The 20,104-nt window shown below is 52.0% G+C and carries 16 protein-coding genes; 4 read left to right on the forward strand and 12 right to left on the reverse strand.

The annotated features are described in order from the left end of the window. Position 1: 1 nt before the first annotated feature. The 3 genes from H8710_RS05455 (at position 2) to H8710_RS05465 (ending at position 2,725) form a co-directional block, all read left to right on the forward strand. Entirely contained in the window at positions 2-1,684 is a 1,683-nt protein-coding gene (locus tag H8710_RS05455) for a GGDEF domain-containing protein (RefSeq protein ID WP_249294405.1), read from the forward strand. Positions 1,685-1,995: 311 nt separating this feature from the next. Beyond that, on the forward strand, positions 1,996-2,424 hold the full coding sequence (locus tag H8710_RS05460; RefSeq protein ID WP_249294406.1) for an Hsp20/alpha crystallin family protein: 429 nt from the start codon (positions 1,996-1,998) through the stop codon (positions 2,422-2,424). Between the two features lie 94 nt (positions 2,425-2,518). After that, entirely contained in the window at positions 2,519-2,725 is a 207-nt protein-coding gene (locus H8710_RS05465) for a hypothetical protein (protein ID WP_249294407.1), read from the forward strand. Between the two features lie 61 nt (positions 2,726-2,786). Here H8710_RS05465 and mgtE read toward each other — a convergent pair whose 3' ends face one another. Continuing rightward, on the reverse strand, positions 2,787-4,121 hold the full coding sequence (gene mgtE, locus H8710_RS05470) for a magnesium transporter (RefSeq protein WP_249294408.1): 1,335 nt from the start codon (positions 4,119-4,121) through the stop codon (positions 2,787-2,789). Positions 4,122-4,545: 424 nt separating this feature from the next. Between mgtE and H8710_RS05475 the strand changes: the two genes are divergently transcribed. After that, positions 4,546-6,243 carry a hypothetical protein gene (locus H8710_RS05475; RefSeq protein ID WP_249294409.1) on the forward strand — a complete coding sequence of 566 codons (1,698 nt, stop codon included), beginning with the start codon at positions 4,546-4,548 and terminating at the stop codon, positions 6,241-6,243. A 91-nt stretch (positions 6,244-6,334) separates the two neighbouring features. On the opposite strand, the gene H8710_RS05480 is transcribed toward H8710_RS05475, so the two are convergent. The 11 genes from H8710_RS05480 to H8710_RS05530 form a co-directional block, all read right to left on the reverse strand. After that, positions 6,335-7,873, reverse strand: a complete 1,539-nt coding sequence (locus tag H8710_RS05480; protein WP_249294410.1) for a response regulator — start codon at positions 7,871-7,873, stop codon at positions 6,335-6,337. After that, positions 7,839-9,644, reverse strand: a complete 1,806-nt coding sequence (locus H8710_RS05485) for a sensor histidine kinase (protein WP_249294411.1) — start codon at positions 9,642-9,644, stop codon at positions 7,839-7,841. Before H8710_RS05485 ends, H8710_RS05480 begins: the two co-directional genes overlap by 35 nt. An 89-nt stretch (positions 9,645-9,733) precedes the next feature. After that, positions 9,734-10,825 (reverse strand): Gfo/Idh/MocA family protein, encoded by a 1,092-nt coding sequence (locus tag H8710_RS05490; RefSeq protein ID WP_249294412.1) that lies wholly within the window; start codon positions 10,823-10,825, stop codon positions 9,734-9,736. A 21-nt stretch (positions 10,826-10,846) separates the two neighbouring features. After that, positions 10,847-11,845, reverse strand: a complete 999-nt coding sequence (locus H8710_RS05495) for a Gfo/Idh/MocA family protein (protein WP_249294413.1) — start codon at positions 11,843-11,845, stop codon at positions 10,847-10,849. Between the two features lie 22 nt (positions 11,846-11,867). Next, positions 11,868-12,959: a Gfo/Idh/MocA family protein gene (locus H8710_RS05500; protein WP_249294414.1), complete on the reverse strand. Its 1,092-nt coding sequence runs from the start codon at positions 12,957-12,959 to the stop codon at positions 11,868-11,870. 22 nt (positions 12,960-12,981) lie between these two features. Further along, positions 12,982-13,911 (reverse strand): NAD(P)-dependent oxidoreductase, encoded by a 930-nt coding sequence (locus tag H8710_RS05505; protein ID WP_249294415.1) that lies wholly within the window; start codon positions 13,909-13,911, stop codon positions 12,982-12,984. Further along, entirely contained in the window at positions 13,908-14,810 is a 903-nt protein-coding gene (locus tag H8710_RS05510) for a Gfo/Idh/MocA family protein (RefSeq protein WP_249294416.1), read from the reverse strand. The genes H8710_RS05505 and H8710_RS05510 overlap by 4 nt, the downstream gene beginning before the upstream one ends. Before the next feature lie 567 nt (positions 14,811-15,377). Then, positions 15,378-16,214, reverse strand: a complete 837-nt coding sequence (locus H8710_RS05515) for a carbohydrate ABC transporter permease (RefSeq protein WP_249294417.1) — start codon at positions 16,212-16,214, stop codon at positions 15,378-15,380. Then, positions 16,211-17,089: a carbohydrate ABC transporter permease gene (locus tag H8710_RS05520; RefSeq protein WP_249294418.1), complete on the reverse strand. Its 879-nt coding sequence runs from the start codon at positions 17,087-17,089 to the stop codon at positions 16,211-16,213. Before H8710_RS05520 ends, H8710_RS05515 begins: the two co-directional genes overlap by 4 nt. A 138-nt stretch (positions 17,090-17,227) precedes the next feature. Beyond that, complete coding sequence (locus H8710_RS05525; protein WP_249294419.1) at positions 17,228-18,598, reverse strand: ABC transporter substrate-binding protein; 1,371 nt, start codon at positions 18,596-18,598, stop codon at positions 17,228-17,230. A gap of 254 nt (positions 18,599-18,852) precedes the next feature. Next, the gene (locus tag H8710_RS05530) at positions 18,853-20,055 is read right to left on the reverse strand and encodes a ribose-phosphate pyrophosphokinase (protein WP_249294420.1); all 1,203 of its coding nucleotides are present in this window, start codon (positions 20,053-20,055) and stop codon (positions 18,853-18,855) included. Positions 20,056-20,104 lie beyond the last annotated feature (49 nt).

Consider the following 20,104-nt stretch of genomic DNA (forward strand, 5'->3'; position numbering starts at 1 on the left):
TATGAGTGAACGGAAAAAGGCTGCCGTACAAAATATTATCATTGCTGTGTTCCTTCTCCTGTTTTTACTGGCAACGCTTTTGCTCAGCAGAGGATATTCTCTGCCAAATTCCCACAATAAAAAATACTATGAATCCAACTGGACCTTGACCACGGCGGACAGCGGCCTTCAGCAAACCATTACCCTCCCCCACGAGATTACTTACCGAGGAAACGGAAAATGGACCCTTTCTACTACTCTGCACTATACCCCAGAGGATAATGAATCGCCTTACGCCTTTATTAATATGAACCACATGTTTTTTACCGTATCCCTGGATGGAAAGGAGATCTACCGCTACCTGCCCGAGGATGTTCCCTCCTACTCCTACTCCCCAGGAAACTCCTATACAATGGTTCCCCTTCCTCATAACTGTTACGGAAAAGAACTGAGGATTGATTTTTGGATGGCGCTGGACGGCGGTTTTACATACGAGTTATCCGATGTGGTGTTCGGAGACGGCATTTCGGTGCTTCGCCGCACATTTTTTGAAGATTTGGCCCATAACCTGATCGTCGTCTCCACCCTGCTCATCGGAATCGTCCTGCTGATCGCCAGCTGTATCCTCATGAACAGTCAAAGCCGCAAATCCACCCAATCTATCGGCTGGTTTGCCGTCATTTTCGGAATATACAACCTTTCTGAAAATCTTTTTGACCTTTACATGGTAAATAATCCGTATCCTGGGTATCTCATTAATTTTATCATCTTTGCCTCCGTCCCAATCCCACTGCTGTTCTTTTTCATGCACAAAGTCCTGCTCAAATACCGCAGGGTCTATCAACTGATTATCGGTGCGGCGTTTTTGAACGTCGCCATACAGACAATACTGCATTTTACCAAGGTGTTGGATCTGCGGCAAGCGCTTCTGGCTACCCATGTGATCTACGGAGCTGCCATTCTGTTCAGCATCTACACCCTTATCAGGACGCCGAAAAAAGAGTTTCCCCAAAAAACCATTATGCTGATGGGAACCGTTCCTATCGCTGTCGGAATGGCAATAGACAGCTTTCTTCACTACTTCCCCATCGTCCCCCATCAGCGAAACACCGCTTTTATCTTTTTAGGCGTATTTATCTTTCTGATTATCCAGGCGGTTGTCTGTATCCACGACATCACTGAAGCTTTCCGGGACAGCACTAAGTCGGCTGTCTATAAGTCCCTCGCTTATCAGGATGGGCTCACCGGCCTGCAAAATCGGACTTCCTACAGCAATGAGCTGGAAAATATCCGTCTAAATCCCCAGAAATACAAAAAATGTATCTGCGTCTATGTGGATATGAACAACTTAAAAAGCGTCAACGACCGATTGGGACATCAGGCAGGCGACGAGTTCATCCGCAGTACCGCCCATCTGCTTCAGCGTCATTTGGGACCATACGGCAAGGTTTTCCGCTTTGGGGGCGACGAGTTCATCGCCCTGCTTGACAACATGAGTGAAAGCAAATTCCGAAATATTTTGTGTCAGATGAATGAGGAAATAAATTCTTACAATCGCACAGCCCCTGTCAAAATTGATTTCTCATTGGGCTGCCATCAATGGCGGGCCGGTGAAAGTATCGAAGATTGTATCGATGCCGCGGACCGGAATATGTACGAAAACAAGCTCTGCCGAAGTGACCCAAAGAATAAGTTTGTTCCCTAAATACAATTTTTTCTAAAAAGAACCGATGAGAGTGTCATCGGTTCTTTTATTTGAAATATTAGCACTCTTATATTGAGAGTGCTAATATTTCAAAATTTAGTTACAAAAGAACTGTTGTTTTTTAATAATTCCAAAGTATACTATAGTTGTTGAAAGAGAAAAGAACTTCAACAACAAACCATTTTCCCTGAGGACAATGTTCACAACAGGGCGTTGTTCAAAAGGAAAGGAAAGAAGGCGGACAAAGGATAAACGCTATCTTTGTTCCCAGTAAACGAAAACACACATAATGTTTATAAGGAGGTATTTGTATGTTTGATCTGATTCCGTTTGACCGTAAACAGCATGATTTGTTCGACTATTTTGACCGTTTTGAAAAGAGCTTCTTCGATGGCTTCGGAAAAGAAGTTTCCGCGTTTCGCACCGATATTGTGGAAAAAGACGATAAATACGTCCTCCAGGCGGAACTTCCTGGATTTCAAAAAGAAGACATTAATATCAGCATCGACGGAAGCAATCTGAACATCCGCGCTCAACACAACGAAGAAAAAGAAGAAAAGGACGAAAAGAAAAACTTCGTCCGCAAAGAACGGCGCTACGGCTTCTTTGCGAGAAGCTTTGACATCACCGGAATAAAGGCCGACGGCATTTCTGCTCAGTACAACAATGGCATTCTGGAGCTGGAACTGCCCAAAGAAGAGCCTAAAAAACTGGAAAGCCGCTCGATAGAAGTAAAGTAAACGTCAGGTAAAAACTGAGAGGCAAATCCGATGTATCATCTCCGACGTCTTGGGAAGCACACTCTGCTGCTCCCATCAGGCTGAAGCAAGCCTCATGGGAGCAGGTATGCTGGCTATGACGGCTGCGGGGCTGTCCCCTTCCCTCTCCGAAGCGGCAAAATTGCTTCCAAAAGCTCAAGTCCAGCATCCGATTGCCGAGAACACAAACCGATATCAGGCAATGCAGACACTGTATCAGGCCTGTTACTGGAAAAATAAGGATATTTTGAAGCAGCTCAGCCGTTTACGGGAAGAATCATAAATACAGTTTTCCTGCTCATAAAAAAGAACCTGTCAGCTATTAACAGGTTCTTTTTTTATGTTCAAATTTTCAGCAGCGCCAGCGCCACGTTGAAATAAACAAAAATCGAACAGGCGTCGACGATGGTGGTAATCAGAGGGGCGGCCATGATGGCTGGGTCGAGCTTTACCTTTTTCGCAACCATGGGCAGCATGCACCCGATGGCTTTGGAGATACAAACTGTGCAAAGCAGACTCACTCCCACGGTCAGCGCAATGGGCATGGAATGGTAACGAATATAAATCCAGATGGTGTTGAGCACCGCAAGCGCGGCGCCCACCATCAGCGAAACCTTGAATTCCTTAAACAGCACCCGAAATACGTCCCGCAGGCGGATTTCTCCAAGAGCCATACCGCGGATGATGAGAGTGGAGCTCTGGGCACCGCAGTTTCCGCCGGTGTCCATGAGCATAGGAATAAAGGAAACCAATAGCGGAATGGCGTCGAAGGCCTCCTCGTAATGGGAGATGATGCCGCCGGTGATGGTGGCGGAAATCATGAGGATCAAAAGCCAGCCCAGCCGTTTTTTTGCGTGGACAAAGGACGGCGTTTTTAGATAGGTGTCCTCAGATGGGGACAGCGCCGCCATTTTTTCAAAGTCCTCGGTATTTTCCTCCTGCATGACGTCCACTGCGTCGTCGATGGTGATGATGCCGACGAGGCGCTGTTCGTTATCGACCACTGGCAATGACAGCAGGTCGTATTTCCGGAACATTCCAGCAATGTGCTCCTTGTCGTCGGAAGTGCGGGCAAACAGGACGTTTTCCTCCATAATATCCCCGATGCGCTTATCGTAATCGCTCAAAAGCAGTTCCTTGACAGTGACGACACCCTCCAGCACCCGGTTATGATTCGTCACATAGCAGGTGTAGATGGTCTCCTTGTCCACGCCGATGGCACGGATGCGCTCAAACGCCTCTTTGACCGTCATATCCTGCTTCAAGTCGATAAACTCAGTGGTCATGATGCTGCCAGCGCTGTCTTCGTCATAGCGCAGGAGCATATTGATGGTGCCCCTCGTCTCGTTGTCGGATACCTTGAGTACCCGCTTGACCACATTTGCCGGCATTTCTTCGATCATGTCGATGGTGTCATCCATAAACAGGGTGTCCAGAACTGCCCGCAGCTCTTTATCGGTTAGAGCGGTGATGACGTTCTGCTGGACTTCCGGCGTCATGTAGGCGAAAGCCTCAGCGGCCGTCTCCTTGGGCAGGATTCGGAACAGCTTCACCATTTCCTCTGCGTCCAATTCCTCAAATACCGATGCGATATCCACCGGATTCATCTCTTCGAGAATGGCGCGGGCCTCGTGAAATTTTTTCTCGTCGATGAGTTCTAATACTTCTTTTGCAGCCATGTTTTGCCTCCCTTTCGGGCCGGGCGAAACCGCAGAGCATCAACCGCCCTGCTTCACAGCCAGCAAGGCGTCAACGGATGCGGGAATTCTCCCGGCCCTTTTGTATTTTTCCTTTGTCGGATAATCGACTGGGACCGAGGTCCATCTCTTCACATCCTTTCCTATACATAAAAAGAAACAGGAATCCCTCCTGTTTTCACTGATGAAAGCGTGCGTGCGCTTCTCTGAGAAGACGTGCCGCCGCTTATAAAGATAGTATACCGCAATTTTTCGTAAATTGCAAGGAATGAGTGTCAATTTCTCACGATTTTAAAAAATCTTGATAAATTAAAGCGTAAATTGAAACCTTTTTAAGAGATAGGAGTGTATTAGCAACAGAAGGATATTACCATTCTATTAAAATTTTATAATGAATAGAGGGAGTATGATGAAAAAACTAATCAAGTTCGTCCTGTCAGCATTGGTACTCAGCTGCATCTTCTCCATCGTGACGTCAGCTGCTGTCTCGGCGAAATCCTATTCCGGAAGGATGCGGGACGGATTTAGCTGGACAATGGATTTAGACACCGGCACCCTCACCATCAACGGAAACGGCTACTTTAATGACCTGGATCCCCTTTTTTATCCATCCAACGACTGCTGGGCCGATTATCAAAATCAGATCCGGCATATTGTGCTGGGAAAAGGAGATACATCCATTACAACAGGCCCCGGCACCATTAACAGCTTCGGCAGAGGAAGGCTAATTGCCTTTAATCAGCTCCCCAATCTGGAGACCTACAGCGGCTCTCTGAAAGACGGTTTCACCTGGAATTTATCAGTGCCAGACAAAATGCTCACCATTACTGGGGAGGGGACCTTGTTTGCGGATAACTTTTCCGGTGCATGGTCTGCTTTCGATGTCAAAACCCTGGTTCTTTCCGATGGCATCAAACGGGTCGGTCTGAACCGGGACGACAAAAACGGTCTTAGGTACAGCATTCCGTCCTTTGATACAGTACAGATAGGCAGTAGAATCAGTAATTATAATGATCTGCGGGGTATTGCCTCCCAAAAATTTGAACTGATTACCGACAATCCTAATTTTTCCGTCTATGACGGCGTTCTTTATACCAAGGATTACAAAAGGCTTCTGGTGACTCCATCTGACCGGGACACCATTACCCTCCATCCAAAGACGGAGGCCTTGGCTACTTATCGTCCCAGCTGGCCGAACGCCAGCATTCGTCCTATGGTGAAGCAATCCTTCCAAGTTGCCGATGGGAATACTCACTATGCTGTCTACGACGGCGCTTTATACACCAAAGATTACACAAAGCTCATCTCCTGCCCCACCCATAAAGCTTCTATTCGCTTTCATCCCAATCTGAAAATCATTGGCGAATGCTCCCTATGGGATTTGCATAATATGAAAGATCTAATTATTCCATGGGGCGTTACCACCATCGATCGCTATGGTATTTATGCAGCATGGCTTGACGGATCTGTTATCGTTCCCGATACCGTTCAAAATGTCGGAGAATATCCATTTGGGTATGGAGGGCACAACAGCGATGTCAAATGTATCGTTTCTGAATATAACCCCATCGCTCGTACATTAGAGAAATGGGCATATGATGCCGCTGAACGAGGGGTCTGTGAATTCCGAAAAAATTTAAATGAATTTTATCCGGCATCTGCAAAACAAATCCAGTGGAAAAAATCTGGCGGCAAATATTACGCCTATGACAAAGATGGCAGTCAAATCACCGGCTGGCGGCAGGATCAGGACGGTAAATGGTACTATCTCGACCCTCAAACTGGCGTCATGGCGACCGGCCTCAGGTATATCAACGGTAAAGCCTATGTGTTTCATTCTTCCGGCGCACGGGAACATGACCGATGGATTCAGGTAAACGGCAAGTGGTATTATCTTAATTCCTGGGGCGCAGGAGTGGTCAAATACTGGAAACAAAGCGGCAGCAAATGGTACTTCCTCCAAGCCGACGGCACCATGGCCACCTCCAAATGGATTAAATGGTATCACCAATGGTACTACGTCGGAAAAGACGGTGCCATGTATACAAACCGCAGGACTCCCGACGGATATTGGGTCAACGGAAGCGGCGTTTGGGTGAGATAATCCCCTTTTGCGTTGCGGTTTCTCATCAACAACAAAAAAAGAACCAGGCGCCGCACAGGCGCTTGGTTCTTTTTTCATCCCGGCCTTAAGGTCAGTGGTTTGTTTGATTTAAAAAGCAGCTTTGATAGGCGCTGGGCGACTGGCCGGTGCATCGCCGGAAAATCTGGCTGAAATATTGAGGATTATCCCCAAAACCAACTGCCTTTGAAATCTCATAGACCTTATAGCGTTTTTTGCTGTTTTCCAGCATGGCTTTGGCGCTCTCTATCCGGGCGAGCACCACATATTGCGAAAAGGAAATGCCCATCTCTTTTTTAAAAAGCCGCCCGAGGTAGACGCTGTTCATAAAAATCATCTCCTCCGCCATCAGCCCCAGGGAAAAATCTTCGTCATGGAGATGTTCTTCGATACAGGTCAGCATCTTGCTGATGGTTTCATTCATCGCTTTTTCCGGTTTTCGATACAGCTGTCTCAGCATCTGCCGCAGCGTATCCACCGCCTCTTGCAGCGTGGAAGCCCTGCCCAGCCGTCCGATAAGCCGGTAGGCGTCGCAGATGCCGCAGGCTTCTTTCTTCCGGCTGACTACAAGCCCATACCGTTCCAGCACCTCCCTCGCCTGTTCCACCGAAGGTTTTTCGTCTAGAAGGCGCTCGTTCAGTTCCTCGATCAATTGTTCTGCTTCTTTGGTACAGCGGGATTCCACCTTTTCTATAAACAGCTGCAAGTTTTGCAGCTCCCGGGCCTCGAAGCCCTCAAAACCGCTCCAAAAGTTATCTTCAAACAGAATCGTCCCTGCATTGTTTTCGTAAAAATGGCGTTCCAGCGCCGTTGTCGCCTGCCGGTACAGCCTGGGCGTGTCCGGAAGCTTCCCTTGTTTGCTCACGCCAACGGAGTAAGAACCCGCGGGTAAAACCCCGGTGAGTGCTTCCAGCAAGGAAAGGACTTGACGCTGGCTGTCATTGCAGATCAGGAGCACCGTTTCCTCGAAAGGCATCATACAGACGAGCACATCGGGACGGCCGCGAAAATACCGCCTCAATTCCTCCGCCGGCGGTTCAGCCTGATGAAAACGGAAGGAGACTGCCCACAGAGAGCTGGTCAGCAGGGCGGGCGATTCTTTATAAAGCTCTCCAGACGCTTTGGGCGTTTTCCCCCTGCACATACAGTCCGCCAGATACTCGGTGAGGGCATACTGACGCAGCCCGTCCAGTTCTCCTTTCATTTTGCTGATGTATCTGCTGTTTTCCTTTTGCTGATCCAGCTCTAAAAACGTTTCCCGCACGCTTTCCAGCAGTTCCTCTTCATCCACCGGCTTTAGCAGGTAGCGGCGGACGCCGTACTGCATCGCCTCGGTGGCAAAGCTGAATTCCCCGTATCCCGACAACACGACGAAACCGGTTTTTCTCCCTTCCTCCACACAGCGCTGAATGAGCTGAAGCCCGTTTAATTCCGGCACCATGATATCGGTGATGGAAACATCGACAGGACGGGAGCAAATGAGCTCGTATGCCTCTGTGCCCGATTGGGCGGTGAGGATCTGAACCATTGGAAAAGCTTCCCGAATGACCAAGGCAATTCCCTCCCGAATACTCCGCTCATCGTCCAATATCAAAATCGTCTTGTCCTCCATCGCTCTCCTCCTCTTTGCTCCTCAATGGCAGGCTGATACACACGACTGTCCCAATCCCGGGACGGCTCATGACACGCATTTTTCCCTTGTCTCCATACAGCAGGCGAAGCCGTTCCCGGATGTTCTTGATTCCGATGCCGAATCCCCGCGGCTCGATCTCTCCTTGCTGCAGACGTCTCACAAAATCCCTTTCCATCCCCGCGCCGTCGTCTTTGATCAGCAGGTGGAGCCTCTCTCCCCTTTGCCGGATCATCAGCTTGACAGTGCAGATTTTAGCAGTCTGTTCCAACCCGTACACGATGGCGTTTTCCACCAAAGGCTGCAACAGGAGCTTCGGCACCAGAATACCCGCTGTTATGGCCTGAACCGAAGACTCAAATCTCAGCCGATCTTCGTAGCGGATTGCCTGAATCGCCATATAATGGCCCAAAAGGGTCAACTCCTCTTCCAGAGAAATTTCGGGGCGGCTTTGGCGCAGCACTCCGCGAAGCAGTTTCCCTAAAGAGTTGGCCATGACGACGATGTCCGTCTGCCCGCAGACCCGCGCTTTCCATTTGATCGATTCCAGCGTGTTGTATAAAAAGTGAGGGTTCATCTCCAATTGCAGTGACCGCAGCTCGTAATCCCTCAGCTGCAATTCCTTGCTGTAACTCTCATAAATAAGGCTGTCGATTTCATGCACCATCCGGTCAAAGTCAAATTCCAGACTCCGGATTTCGCTGGTTTTGCCTTTCCGTGGGGCCAGCGCCTCTTCGCTGACGTGAAATTCGCCCTGCCCCACCTGTTTCATCCGCAGTGTAAGCTTTTCCAAGGGCGATATGATGACCCCGATAAACCGGATGGTCAAAAACAGTCCGCCCACATAGATGAGGATGCAGATCGACAGCAGGACGTATTGGAGTACAAACGTTTCAGCGAACATATCGTCGAACCGGGTCAGGCCGAGGAAATACCAATCGGTGTAACCACTCAGCTGATAGCTGTAGAGGTACTTCTCTCCCGCCACCCGCGTCCTTCCAAAGCCGCTGTCCCCCTGCAAAAGCCGGGCGAAGGACTGCTCCCCTTCATAACTGGAAAAAACCGTCTGAAGGGTGCTGCGGTCCAAAACGAGCAGACTCTCCCGGCGGTTATGCTCCGGCTCCCCCTGCTGGAACAAAGCGGAGACGTTCGCCTCAATAAACAGCGTCCCCAAATTCTGGATGCCAAAGGGCTTCACGCTTTTGAAAGCCCGGATGCAGCCGACCCCGTCCTGTTCCGGCTGCAAAACTGCCCAGGAGGACCTGCCGTCGAACTTCTGCCCGTACTCTTCGATGAAAGCAAGGCTTTTCCCGGAATACGCCCGCTGGATGTTCCTGCTGTAATACTGGACAGTGCGGGGGGTGATGATCCCCACCGTGAGGATGGCGCTGTCTTTAAAGGTGTAGTCCCGCACCTTATCCATGAGAACACTTTCATCGGCATAGCTGACGCGGCTTCCCGGATTCTCCGAGGCGATATGCAGAAGAGTATCCTGCAACTCGCGGTCCTCCACCATGCTGTAGGAGATTTTGTCGATGCCTTTGCACTGGTTTTCCACGCCGCTGACAATGAGCTGAAGCTCCTGATTGGTTCTCTCGTACCAATAGTCGGTCTGGATGCGGTAATACATCACAAAGCTGAACAGCAAAACCCCCACAAACACCAGCACGATAGCCGTAAAGATGATGGAGAGCTGATACTTCAGGGGCAGGTTGAAAAACCGTGTCTTGACGCTGCTCCGGCGACGCTTCATCTTGCTCCTCCCGCTAAGTTACGCCCAAAAAGCCCATCCGTCATTCCAACGGAAAGGCTTTTGTGCTTTATTGCTCTGCTTTCATGCGCTTATTTTTCCACCGGCTCCAGCTTTTGGGAGCGGACAGACCGAAGGGCTGCTTCTACCACCGCGGTTGCGCTGGCTCCCGACGCGCCTGCGAACAAATCCTCATAAATGGGTTCGACAGGTTCCCCCAAAAGCTTTTTCTCGAATACGCAAAGCTCTTTCGGCATGGTGGTGCGGAACGTGAGAGGCGGCCGATTGACGGGGCTTCCGTGGGCGGGGCCTTTCTGATTGTAGGAAATGTTGTAGGCCTGGCTTTCCGGGTCGTCGAACATGGGATAGGCCTCGACCGGCTGCCCGTTTCGCCAGAGAGTCAGCTGTGAAGTGCGCATATCGGCCTCCAGCCCGCCTTTGGTTCCGTTTATTTTCACGCAGTGCTGAGGGATCTGGTGCAGCGAGCTGGATTCCATGCTGCCGTAAGCGCCGCCTGCGAAGTGGAAATTCAGCAGGATCAAATCATCCTGGGTCCCCATTCCCGGCCCGGTGTGGATGAGGTTTCCCCCGGCGGCGTAAACGCCGTCCACGGGGCCCGCCATCCAAAGCAGCAAATCGATCTCATGGATGTGATGGAACAGATGCCCGCCGGAAATACCCTGGTCTTTTTTCCAACCGGAGGCAGGCTTTGGCTCGTCCCATCCCACCCGGGAGGCAAAGGCCGCCAGCGGCTCTCCGATGCAGCCGTCGGCGATCATCCGTTTCATTTTGGCAAATCCGTCGTAAAAGCGCATGGTAAATCCGGTCATCAGGGTGACGCCGTTTTTTTCCGCTTCCCTGATTATATTCTGCGCGTCTTTATAGGTAAATGCAAGGGGTTTTTCACAAAAAATATGTTTTTTCGCCCGAGCCGCCGCAATGGCCTGCTCCGGATGGAACACATTGGGGCTTGCGACCAGCACCGCGTCCACGTCCTCCCGGGCAAGCAGCCCTTCCAGCGTGTCCTCGGTTTCACAGCCCAGTTCTTCCCGAACTCTGGCGGCGCCCACGCCGTTTACGCTGTATACCGCCGACAGGGCAGAACTGGTGCGTTCATGAATCATACGGGCCATTTCCGCTCCAAAATGGCCGGCCCCGATGATGCCGTAACGAATCTGTTTCATTGTCCATACTCCCTTTCTGGCCTATGGCCGTTTCAGAGCTTCTTCTGCCACCGCCGCAACCGGCTGCATTGCGCCGCCATCTGCCGCCCGTATAGCCTGAAGTACCATCAGGGTCGCGTACAGCCCCTCCCGGGTGCCTGTCCTGGGCGGTTCATCGCGAAGCAGGCAGCTGATGAACTCCACGTCCTCCTGATCGAAGCCGCTTTCTGTATAATGGTAAATTTCGTCGGGCTTTCCCGCCTGCTGATAGGTAAGAGTGGTCAGCCGGTCGTTGATGATAAGGCAAGCGTCCTCACAGTAGAGCTGCATGAAAAATTTGCTCAGCAGGGTCGGGCGTCTGCAATCCCCCTGAACCCAGCTGGCAGCCACCCCGTTTTGGAAGCGGAACACGGCGCAGAGGTTATCCGCCTCCCTGTTGGGCTGGTAGTAGTTCCCTCCCGCCGCGGATACCCATTCCGGGTCGGCACCCGCCATGTAGCGGAGGAGATCGGTGGAGTGGCAGCCCTGGCTGATGACGTTTCCGCCGCCCTCGACCGGGTCGTTGGCCCAGAAATCATTTGGCCACCTGTCATCCATCATCTGCATGGTGATGACCATAGGATGGGGCATCAGCTCCCGCGCTTTCTTTACGGCGTCGAAATACCGCAGCTTAAAGCCGGTCATCAGCTTGCCGCGGCTTTTCGATGCCGCGTCGGCAATGGCAAGGCAGTCGTCTAATGTCATCGCCATGGGTTTTTCCACAAATACGTGCTTATCCCGATTCAGCGCCTCGACGCAGTAAGGGGTGTGGGTGTTGTGCCGGGTGCAGATGTAAAGGGCGTCCACTTGAGGGTCCTCCGCCACCCGCTGGAAGCTGTCCGTTGCGTAGGCGCCGTCGAACTGCCTGCACAGCTCCCAGGCCTTTTCCTCAAAAATATCGCAGAAAGCATAGAGCTTTGCCCCGGCGATTTTTGACAGGCACTCGGCGTGGGTTTTCCCCAAAAGGCCGCAGCCGATGATGCCAATTTTGACTTCTTTCATGAAAAACGCTTCCTTTCTTCCGTCACTCGACCCGGGCGGGCTGCCCGCTCTCTTTGGAGCGGAGCGCGGCGGCGGCAATGGCCACCGATTCCCGTGCGGAGCTGCCGTCGAACAGGTCTTTCACCCGTTCCGGCACCGGGGCGCCGCAAACAACCGAATGAAAATCCCTCAGTTCGTCCGAAACCGCCTTAGCGATATAAGCCGGCGGCTTATCGGTGGGCTTTCCGTAAGCGATGCCGCCGTCTGTTTTTTTAAACAGCTTGGAAAGATCGGCGGCGCTTGCCTCATCGGTGAACATGGGAATAGTTTCAACGCCGTCCTGCCGGTAAACGGTCAGGGTGTTGTCCTTAAAGGACATTTTCACCCCGCCCAAGGTCCCGTTAATCTTGAGGAAATGTTCGCCGATTCGAAAGCCGGACCCGTACTGCATCGTCCCGAAGCTGCCGTTTGCAAAATCAATGGTCAGCAGAAGCACGTCGTCCTCGTCGCCGAACCCCTTCCCCTTGTGGGCCAAGTTTCCGCCTACCGCGAATACGCTCTTGGCCGGCCCCATATACCACTGCATCAAATCCACCTCGTGGATGTGGTGGAACAGGTGCCCGCCGGAAAATTTCTGCTGTTTTTTCCAGCTGACGGCGTCATGGGGCGGTTCCCAGCCGGTCCGCTCGGCATGGGCGCAGAGGGGCGTTCCGATTGCGCCGCTGCTGATCAGGTTCTTCACCGTGCGCACCCCTTCGTAATAGTGCATCACGTGTCCGATCATCAAAACCACCCCGGCCTTTTTGCAGGCGTCGATCATCTCGTCGGCGTCCTGCACCGAAAGGGCAAAGGGCTTTTCACAGTACACATGCTTCCCCGCCCGGGCAGCGGCCAGCACATGCTCATGGTGCATGCTGTTTGGGCTGGCGACGATGACACCGTCCACATCCGGGTGGGCGAGGAGCTTTTCCACCGTCTCTTCCCGGTCACAGTGAAGCTCGGCCGACAGCCGGCGTGCGCCCTCGCCGGGACTTTGGCAGCAGACCACCTTCGCCCCTTCGAATTCCTGAATGGTGCGGGCCAGTTCAGCGCCGAAATAGCCGCAGCCGATGATTCCATATCCTACCTCTTTCATCCTGATACCTCCATTTTCTCTTCTATCTTGCAGTCAGCCGGCGCAGATGCTCCACGCAGGCCTGGGCGTTTCTCTGGTGCGCTTCGTAGGAGTAACCGGCGATGTGCGGTGTGGATAAAACGTTCGGCAGCCTCACCAGCTTGTTCTCCGCCAGTTCTGCGGGAGCTTCCTCCGAAAATACGTCCAGCGCCGCCCCCGCTAAACGGCCTTCCACGAGGGCCTCGTAGAGGGCTTCTTCGTCTACCAGCGCGCCCCGGGCCGTATTGATGAGCAGCGCGCCCTTCTTCATTCGCCCGATCCGTTCCCGGCTGAGCAGGTTTTTCGTCCGTTGATTCAGTTCCACATGCAGGGTGACCACATCCGCCTGGATGAGCGCTTCATCCAGGGCCATACAGGGAAAAGAAGTCTCCCGCTCCGCCACGTCGACCCCAATGGGCAGCATTCCCAGGTCCTTGCAGAGCCGCGCCACCCGCATACCGATAAACCCAAGGCCGACTACCGCTATGGTCTTGCCCAAAAGCTCCGGTGTTCGCTGCGGGGGGAGGACCTTCCCCTCCTTCAGCGCGGAACAATATGGGAATATGCTTTTTTGCAGGCAGAGCAGCGCCGCCACCGTAAATTCCGACACCGGCACCGCGAAACCTCCCGGCGTGTTGAGCACCTGGACGCCGTATTCCTCGCAGGCGGCAAAATCAACGTTTCGGATTTCAACGCCTGAGCGGATAAAGGCCTTCAAACGCGGGTTTTGCATGAGGTATTGCCGCTCAAGGCCGGTCTCCCACTCGGAGACGATGACATCCGCCTCCGGGCAGAGGCGGTAGAGCTCCAGCTGGGAAAGGTGGTGGCTGAAGGGGTTGCAGACCACTTTTCCCAGCCTCAGGAGCTGGGCTAACTGCTCATCCGGGAAGAGTTCTTCCCGCTCCTGCGGCGTATGGGTGAGAAGAATGTTCAAAGCCTCACCGCCCGCCCGTCTTTTAAGCTTTGGTTCGCCGCCTCCAAAAACCGCATGACTTCCATGAGTTCCTCGTTGGAGTCCGGCTGAGTGCCGGTCTGGAACATGGAGAGGATCACAGCCAGCAGGCTGGCGTAATATGGAATTTCATCGTTTTCAGAGTTGAGATATTGAGACCCTTTTTCCCGGTGGATTACGCCGCCGAAGCAGTTTGCCCCGCCGCGGACGCCCCGTATGGTCCCGATTCTGCCGTCCTTCCACAGGGCGGTCATCTGGTCGTGATGCTCGGTATGGGTCACCCGGACCGACTCACATCCCCGCCCCATGGCGCGCAGCAGCATGTCAGCGGTGTGGACGCCGTACCAGAAAAACTGGTTCTGTGTGGGCTGGATGGGCATGGGGCCAAAGAAATCCGCTCCCAGTATGCTGCCGGAGCTGTCGTCCGCCATGGCCACGTTCATCCCCTGGCAGTAGCGCAGGGCAGAGCAGCTCATCAGCGGCGTTTTGTATCGCTGTGCGAGCCCGATCATCTGGGCCGCGTCGGCGGTATTGAGGGCAAAGGCCTTGTCTACGAAAATGGGCTTTCCAAAGGTCACGATCTTCGAAAACTGCTCCACCCGCTTCCGGCTGTCCACTTGTTCGAGAAAAATCGCGTCCGCCATTTCAGCTACTGCCTCTTCACTATCCAGCATCTCTACGCCGAACTCATCCCGGAGCTCTCTGGTGTATCCGTCGAGCCGGTTATAGCTGAAATCGAAGTCCATGCTGGGCACGCCCGGATACGCCCACGCGACGCGGGCGCCTTCCAGGTGAAAAGGGTCCTGCGGGTCGTTGAGCAGATGGGTAAACGCGCTGACATGGGAGGAATCCAATCCGACGATGCCTAATTTCATCTCCATCAAAATCACACCTTTCTGTATTGCCGGAAGCGGAATACGCGCTTCCGGACACGACGCTAATCTCCATTACTATAAAAAATAGCTATCCTACTCGATGATAGAGAATACCTTATCTGCTATTTTTTAACAATTTGCTTTTTCAAAAGGCAAATGCCTTTTGAAGCCCATCTTTGATGGATTTCCCGCATAAAATGCGGAAAAAGGAAAGCAAATTATAAAAAATAGTATCTTTGCGGGCATGAAATGCCCGCAAACTGCCTGACGAAACAGGCAGTTTGCAATTCGCGACACGGATTGCAACTATTTTTTAACAATTTGCTTTTTCAAAAGGCAAATGCCTTTTGAACCCATCTTTGATGGATTTCCCGCATAAAATGCGGAAAAAGGAAAGCAAATTATAAAAAATGCGCTTGAAAAAGCAGCGCGGAACAAAACAAACGGAGAGAATCAGGCGGCGTGCCGCCAAATAGATTTGATTTGAACCGGCCTCTTTTTCAAGCGCGTTGGAAGGGGCCTTTTGCTCGAAGGGAACAGCAAATTTTATCTGGGAGCGAAGCCCTTAACGGCTTACTTGATGGCTCCGTTGGTCAGACCGGTCACCAGCCGTTTTTGAATGCAGAAAAACAGTATGATGGTGGGAATTACCACCAAAACCGAAGCCGCGGTCAGCTCGCCGTACTGGAGCGTTTCTCCCCCCACCAGGGAATAGAGCGCCACCGAAACCGTTTTTTTGGAGCCGCTGCTGATCAGGACCAAAGAGTACAAAAACTCATTCCACGCGTTGATAAAGGCGAATACAGCAGTGGCCACAAGCCCTGGCATCACAAGGGGCAGCGTGATCCTTGTAAAGGTCTGGAAGCGGGTAGCTCCGTCTATGCGCGCCGCCTCTTCGATTTCCAGAGGCACGCTTGTAAAATACCCGGTGAGCATCCAGACGCAGTACGGCACGGTAAAGGAAAGATAGACGATGGTCAATCCGACAAGGCTGTTGGTCAGATGGATCATGGAAACGACCATCACGTAAGGGACCGCCAGCAGAATGGGCGGAAACATATAGGCGACGATAATCGCGTTTGTGATGCGCTTGCCCACCTTGGGGAAAAAACGCACCACCGAGTACGCCGCCATGGAAGAGAGCACGATACTGATAATCATAGCTGAAATGGACACGACAGCGCTGTTTCGCAGGTATACTGCGAAGCCGAAATCCTTGATGACCCGCAGGTAATTGCCGAAGGTGAACTTTTCTGGCAGCAGCCTGCTTGCGTTGTTGACAAAGTCCGGCAGAGTCTTGAAGGAGGAGAAAATCAGCCAGATAAACGGGAATACGCTGAAGATCAGCAGCAGAATCAAAATCCCGTAGGCCAGAATGTCAGAAACGTGTTTTCCGGCTTTTCCTTTCATTCCGACTCCCCTCCTTTATCCATCCGGTTCAAGATTTTGAGGTAAATCAGGCTGACCAGCAGCAGGAATACCAGCAAAATCGTCGCCACCGCGGAAGCTTTGCCCAGGGCGTTTAGCTGCCATCCGGTGAGGTAGGCGTAAATGGGAAGGGTTTCCGTCGCCGTTCCCGGCCCGCCTCCGGTGATGAGAAACACCAGGTCAAAGTTATTGAAGGCCCAGATGGTGCGCAGCACCACCAAAAGCCCTACCACAATACGGATATGGGGCAGCGTGATGAAAAAAAAGCTCTGCACCGCGTTGGCTCCGTCGATTTGGGCCGCCTCGTATTCCGATTTGGGGACCGCCTGCAGCGCCGCCAAAATGCTCACCATCATGAACGGGAAGCCAAACCAGGTGTTGATGAGCAGAAGAGTCGGCATGGCAAGCTTGGGGTTTGCGAGGAACAGAATCGGCGAGTCGATGAGCCCTAAATTCATCAGCACCGCATTTACGTAGCCGTACAGGTCGTTCATCAGCCATTTCCAGGTGAATGCGATGACGATGTTGGGAAACGCCCAGGGAATGATGAGCGCGGTCCTGAAAAATCCCCGGAGCCTCTTGATATGCTGGAGACAAAGCGCTGCGGTCAGGCCGACCAGCAGCTGGAACAGCACCGAAAAGACAGTCCAGACGATCGAGTTTCGAAAGGCGGTCCAAAAATCGCTGTCTGTCAGGATGGACTTGTAATTGTTGACTCCTACAAACTGGTAAACGTCGCTCAACAGGCTCTTGTCGGTTACGCTGTAATACAAACTGGATACCACCGGGTACAAAAGGAGCAGAAACACCACCAGCAGCGCCGGAAGCAAAAAGATGACAGGCAGCCTTCTTTCCATAAATCCGCCCTTTGTTCGCACTCGGTTTGGCGACGGCATTTTCAAGGGATTCACCTCTCTTTTCTGCGGCAGAAAACATCTTACCCGGCGGCCTGCCCGCCGTGGGACGGACAGGTTCCAGTCAACTGATAAACAAGGTTATTTCAATTGGGCGATTTCCTGATTGATTTTTGCCTCGGTTTCCTTGGCCGCCTGATCGACAGGGGTTCCTTCCAGAATGATCTTTTGCAGCATGCTTTCAATCAAGCCTTGGTTTTTGATGATGTTGATACTTGGGGACGCAGCCATATCTCCGCCGATGGGGGCGCCGACTGCAACGCCTTCCTGAATGATGTCAATCTCTTTTTTGAATTTCTGGATGACTTCATTGTCCAGATACTTCTCCGACTCGGCAATATCGGTCAGGGCAGGCAGCATGCCGCCGGGGGTGCAGTGAAGAAAATCGATGTAGTTGTCGTCCTGGTAGAGGTCCATCAGCAATTCCTTCGTCAGTTCGGGATATTTTGCGTTCTTCCAGACGACGAGGGAGATGTAGTCGGCAAAGCCGCTGTTGCGCGGGTCGCCTTTGTTTTCCACCGGTGTGGGCACAATGCCAATCTGGTCGTAATACTGAGGAGCGGAATCCCTCACCCCGGTAATGTTAAAGCCGGTGTTGATGTCGATGGTGGATTTGCCCTGGAAGAACATGTCGTTTTCTTCCTTGCTGGCGTAGTTGATGGAGCCTTCCGGCGAGCCTGCTTTGTACAGGTCCAGAAGGATGTTGATGGATTCCTGCATCTTCGGCGAGGTCAGGTCCACGGTTCCGTCCGATTTGACTAAATGCGCTCCCAGTGACTCTGAGATGATATACAGGAAAGAGGTGGCGATGTAGTCGGATTTGCTCATGGGAATGACCAGCCCATACTGGTTTTTAGAAGGGTCAGTGACCGCCTTCGAGGCGGCAATCAGCTCTTGCCACGTCTCAGGAGGCTCGATATTCTTCTCTGCGAATACATCCTTCCGATAGAGCAGCACGCGGCAGTGGGTGTAGAACGGTATCGCGTAATTCTTGTCGTCGTAGGACAATATTTTCAGCGGTTTTTGCACGAACCGGTCTCTGCCGATTTGATCGATGACATCGTCCACTGGCACCGTGGCATCGGATTTGGCCATCATGATCGCCTCGTCTACCAAAGCCGTACTGATGTCCGGCAGGGCTTTGGTCGCAAGGCCGGTTGTCCATTTGGTGTGGAAAGTAGCCCAGGGGTAAATCTCGATGTCGACTTTTACGCCGGGATGCTTGGCCTCGAACTCCTTGCAGACCTTAGCAATGGCCGCTTCACGGTCCGGCTGGGTAAACGAATGCCAAAAGGTGATAGTTTTGGTTTCCTCCGCATCAGAGGAACCGCTTTTTGACGAGTCCGATTCTTTGCCACTGTCCGACGGACCTCCCGAGGGTCCGCAGGCGGACGTAAAAGACAGGACCATCAGCCCCGCCAACAACGTGGCCAGCCACTTTTTCAGTTTCATCTTGTATTCTCCTTTCTCATGGGTTTTGATGCAGGTTCCGCATCATTTGTATCATTTTGTATCCTCATTATATCATCAAGATTCACATATTAATATAAAAAAACTATAGTATATTGTTTATTTTTTGTACATTATGCTTTGATTTTGACTTGATTTTACCACATTTTGATAGGACACCGAATTGCAGAAAGTTTTGTACATATAAAAAGCCCCCGGCTGTATAGCCGAGGGCTTTTTGTTCTAAAATCAAAATTTTATTTGGATTCGCCTAGTTTCAGCTGCTGCTCGACCCTCTCCTGACGTTTCCGCTCCAGCAGTTTGTTGATGCGGTGGACAGGATTCAGAAGGTTGCTGATAGACTGGTCGTGATTCAGGTTATCAACGATGTAAGCGATGTATTTGGACATATCCACTTCCCGATACCACTCCCTCTGGCGAAGCTCGGGGGTGCGGTAGATGAGATTGGTGGTGAAAACTTTATTGATAAAGCCCTTTTCATAGGCCTCGTCAAACTTGTGGAGGCCATCGGTAAAGAGGCCGAAGGTGGTGCAGACAAAAATCCGGTTGGCTCCATGGGCTTTCAGCTTTTCGGCGATATCAAGCACCGACTCGCCGGACGATATCATATCGTCCACGATGATAAGGTCCTTGCCTTCGGTGTCGGAACCCAAAAACTCGTGGGCGACAATGGGATTACGGCCATTGACGATGACCGAATAATCTCTTCTCTTATAAAACATACCCAGATCTACGCCCAAAACCGAAGAGTAGTACATACATCTAGACATACCGCCCTCGTCGGGGGAAATGATCATCACGTGTTCTCTGTCGATTTCAATGTCGGGAATGGTGTTGACCAGCGCTTTCAAAAACTGATAGGTAGGCTGGACATTCTCGAAGCCCTTGAGCGGGATAGCATTCTGCACGCGGGCGTCATGGGCGTCGAAGGTAATCAGGTTGTCCACTCCCATGTCAGCCAGCTCCTGGAGCATCAAAGCGCAGTCAAGCGACTCTCTCGACGAACGTTTATGCTGGCGGCCCTCATAGAGCATGGGCATAATGACGTTGATACGCCGCGCCTTGCCGCTGGCAGAAGCGATAACCCGTTTCAGATCTTGATAGTGGTCGTCCGGACTCATGGGCACTTCCTGGCCATACATCTTGTATTTGACGCCGTAGTTAAAGCAGTCCACCAAGATGAACAGGTCGTGGCCGCGGACCGATTCCTTGAGGGTTCCCTTGGCTTCACCGGTTCCAAACCGGGGGCACTCTGCCTTGAGCTGGTAGCTGTCGCGGCAGTAGCCGATAAAGTCTCCGTCGCTCATCAGCTCTCCGTGGCGTTCACTCCGCCATTCCGCAAGGTACTTGTCCACCTTTTGGACAACGTCTTCGCAGCCTTTCATTCCGATCAAGCTCAGCATCCCCACAGGTATGGACACTTCGTGAATAGAATCCATGTAAGCATTCCCCTTCCATTTTCAGACGTTTTTCACCAGTAACGTACTG

The sequence above is a fragment of the Fumia xinanensis genome, from assembly GCF_014384905.1.
GTDB lineage: Bacteria > Bacillota > Clostridia > Oscillospirales > Ruminococcaceae > Fumia > Fumia xinanensis.

Bases quoted from the DNA above. Each gene is read 5' to 3' on its own strand.
- H8710_RS05455 (WP_249294405.1), top strand. From the start codon at position 2: ATGAGTGAACGGAAAAAGGCTGCCGTACAAAATATTATCATTGCTGTG.
- H8710_RS05460 (WP_249294406.1), top strand. From the start codon at position 1,996: ATGTTTGATCTGATTCCGTTTGACCGTAAACAGCATGATTTGTTCGAC.
- H8710_RS05465 (WP_249294407.1), top strand. From the start codon at position 2,519: ATGGGAGCAGGTATGCTGGCTATGACGGCTGCGGGGCTGTCCCCTTCC.
- mgtE (WP_249294408.1), bottom strand. From the start codon at position 4,121: ATGGCTGCAAAAGAAGTATTAGAACTCATCGACGAGAAAAAATTTCAC.
- H8710_RS05475 (WP_249294409.1), top strand. From the start codon at position 4,546: ATGATGAAAAAACTAATCAAGTTCGTCCTGTCAGCATTGGTACTCAGC.
- H8710_RS05480 (WP_249294410.1), bottom strand. From the start codon at position 7,873: ATGGAGGACAAGACGATTTTGATATTGGACGATGAGCGGAGTATTCGG.
- H8710_RS05485 (WP_249294411.1), bottom strand. From the start codon at position 9,644: ATGAAGCGTCGCCGGAGCAGCGTCAAGACACGGTTTTTCAACCTGCCC.
- H8710_RS05490 (WP_249294412.1), bottom strand. From the start codon at position 10,825: ATGAAACAGATTCGTTACGGCATCATCGGGGCCGGCCATTTTGGAGCG.
- H8710_RS05495 (WP_249294413.1), bottom strand. From the start codon at position 11,845: ATGAAAGAAGTCAAAATTGGCATCATCGGCTGCGGCCTTTTGGGGAAA.
- H8710_RS05500 (WP_249294414.1), bottom strand. From the start codon at position 12,959: ATGAAAGAGGTAGGATATGGAATCATCGGCTGCGGCTATTTCGGCGCT.
- H8710_RS05510 (WP_249294416.1), bottom strand. From the start codon at position 14,810: ATGGAGATGAAATTAGGCATCGTCGGATTGGATTCCTCCCATGTCAGC.
- H8710_RS05515 (WP_249294417.1), bottom strand. From the start codon at position 16,214: ATGAAAGGAAAAGCCGGAAAACACGTTTCTGACATTCTGGCCTACGGG.
- H8710_RS05520 (WP_249294418.1), bottom strand. From the start codon at position 17,089: ATGGAAAGAAGGCTGCCTGTCATCTTTTTGCTTCCGGCGCTGCTGGTG.
- H8710_RS05525 (WP_249294419.1), bottom strand. From the start codon at position 18,598: ATGAAACTGAAAAAGTGGCTGGCCACGTTGTTGGCGGGGCTGATGGTC.
- H8710_RS05530 (WP_249294420.1), bottom strand. From the start codon at position 20,055: ATGGATTCTATTCACGAAGTGTCCATACCTGTGGGGATGCTGAGCTTG.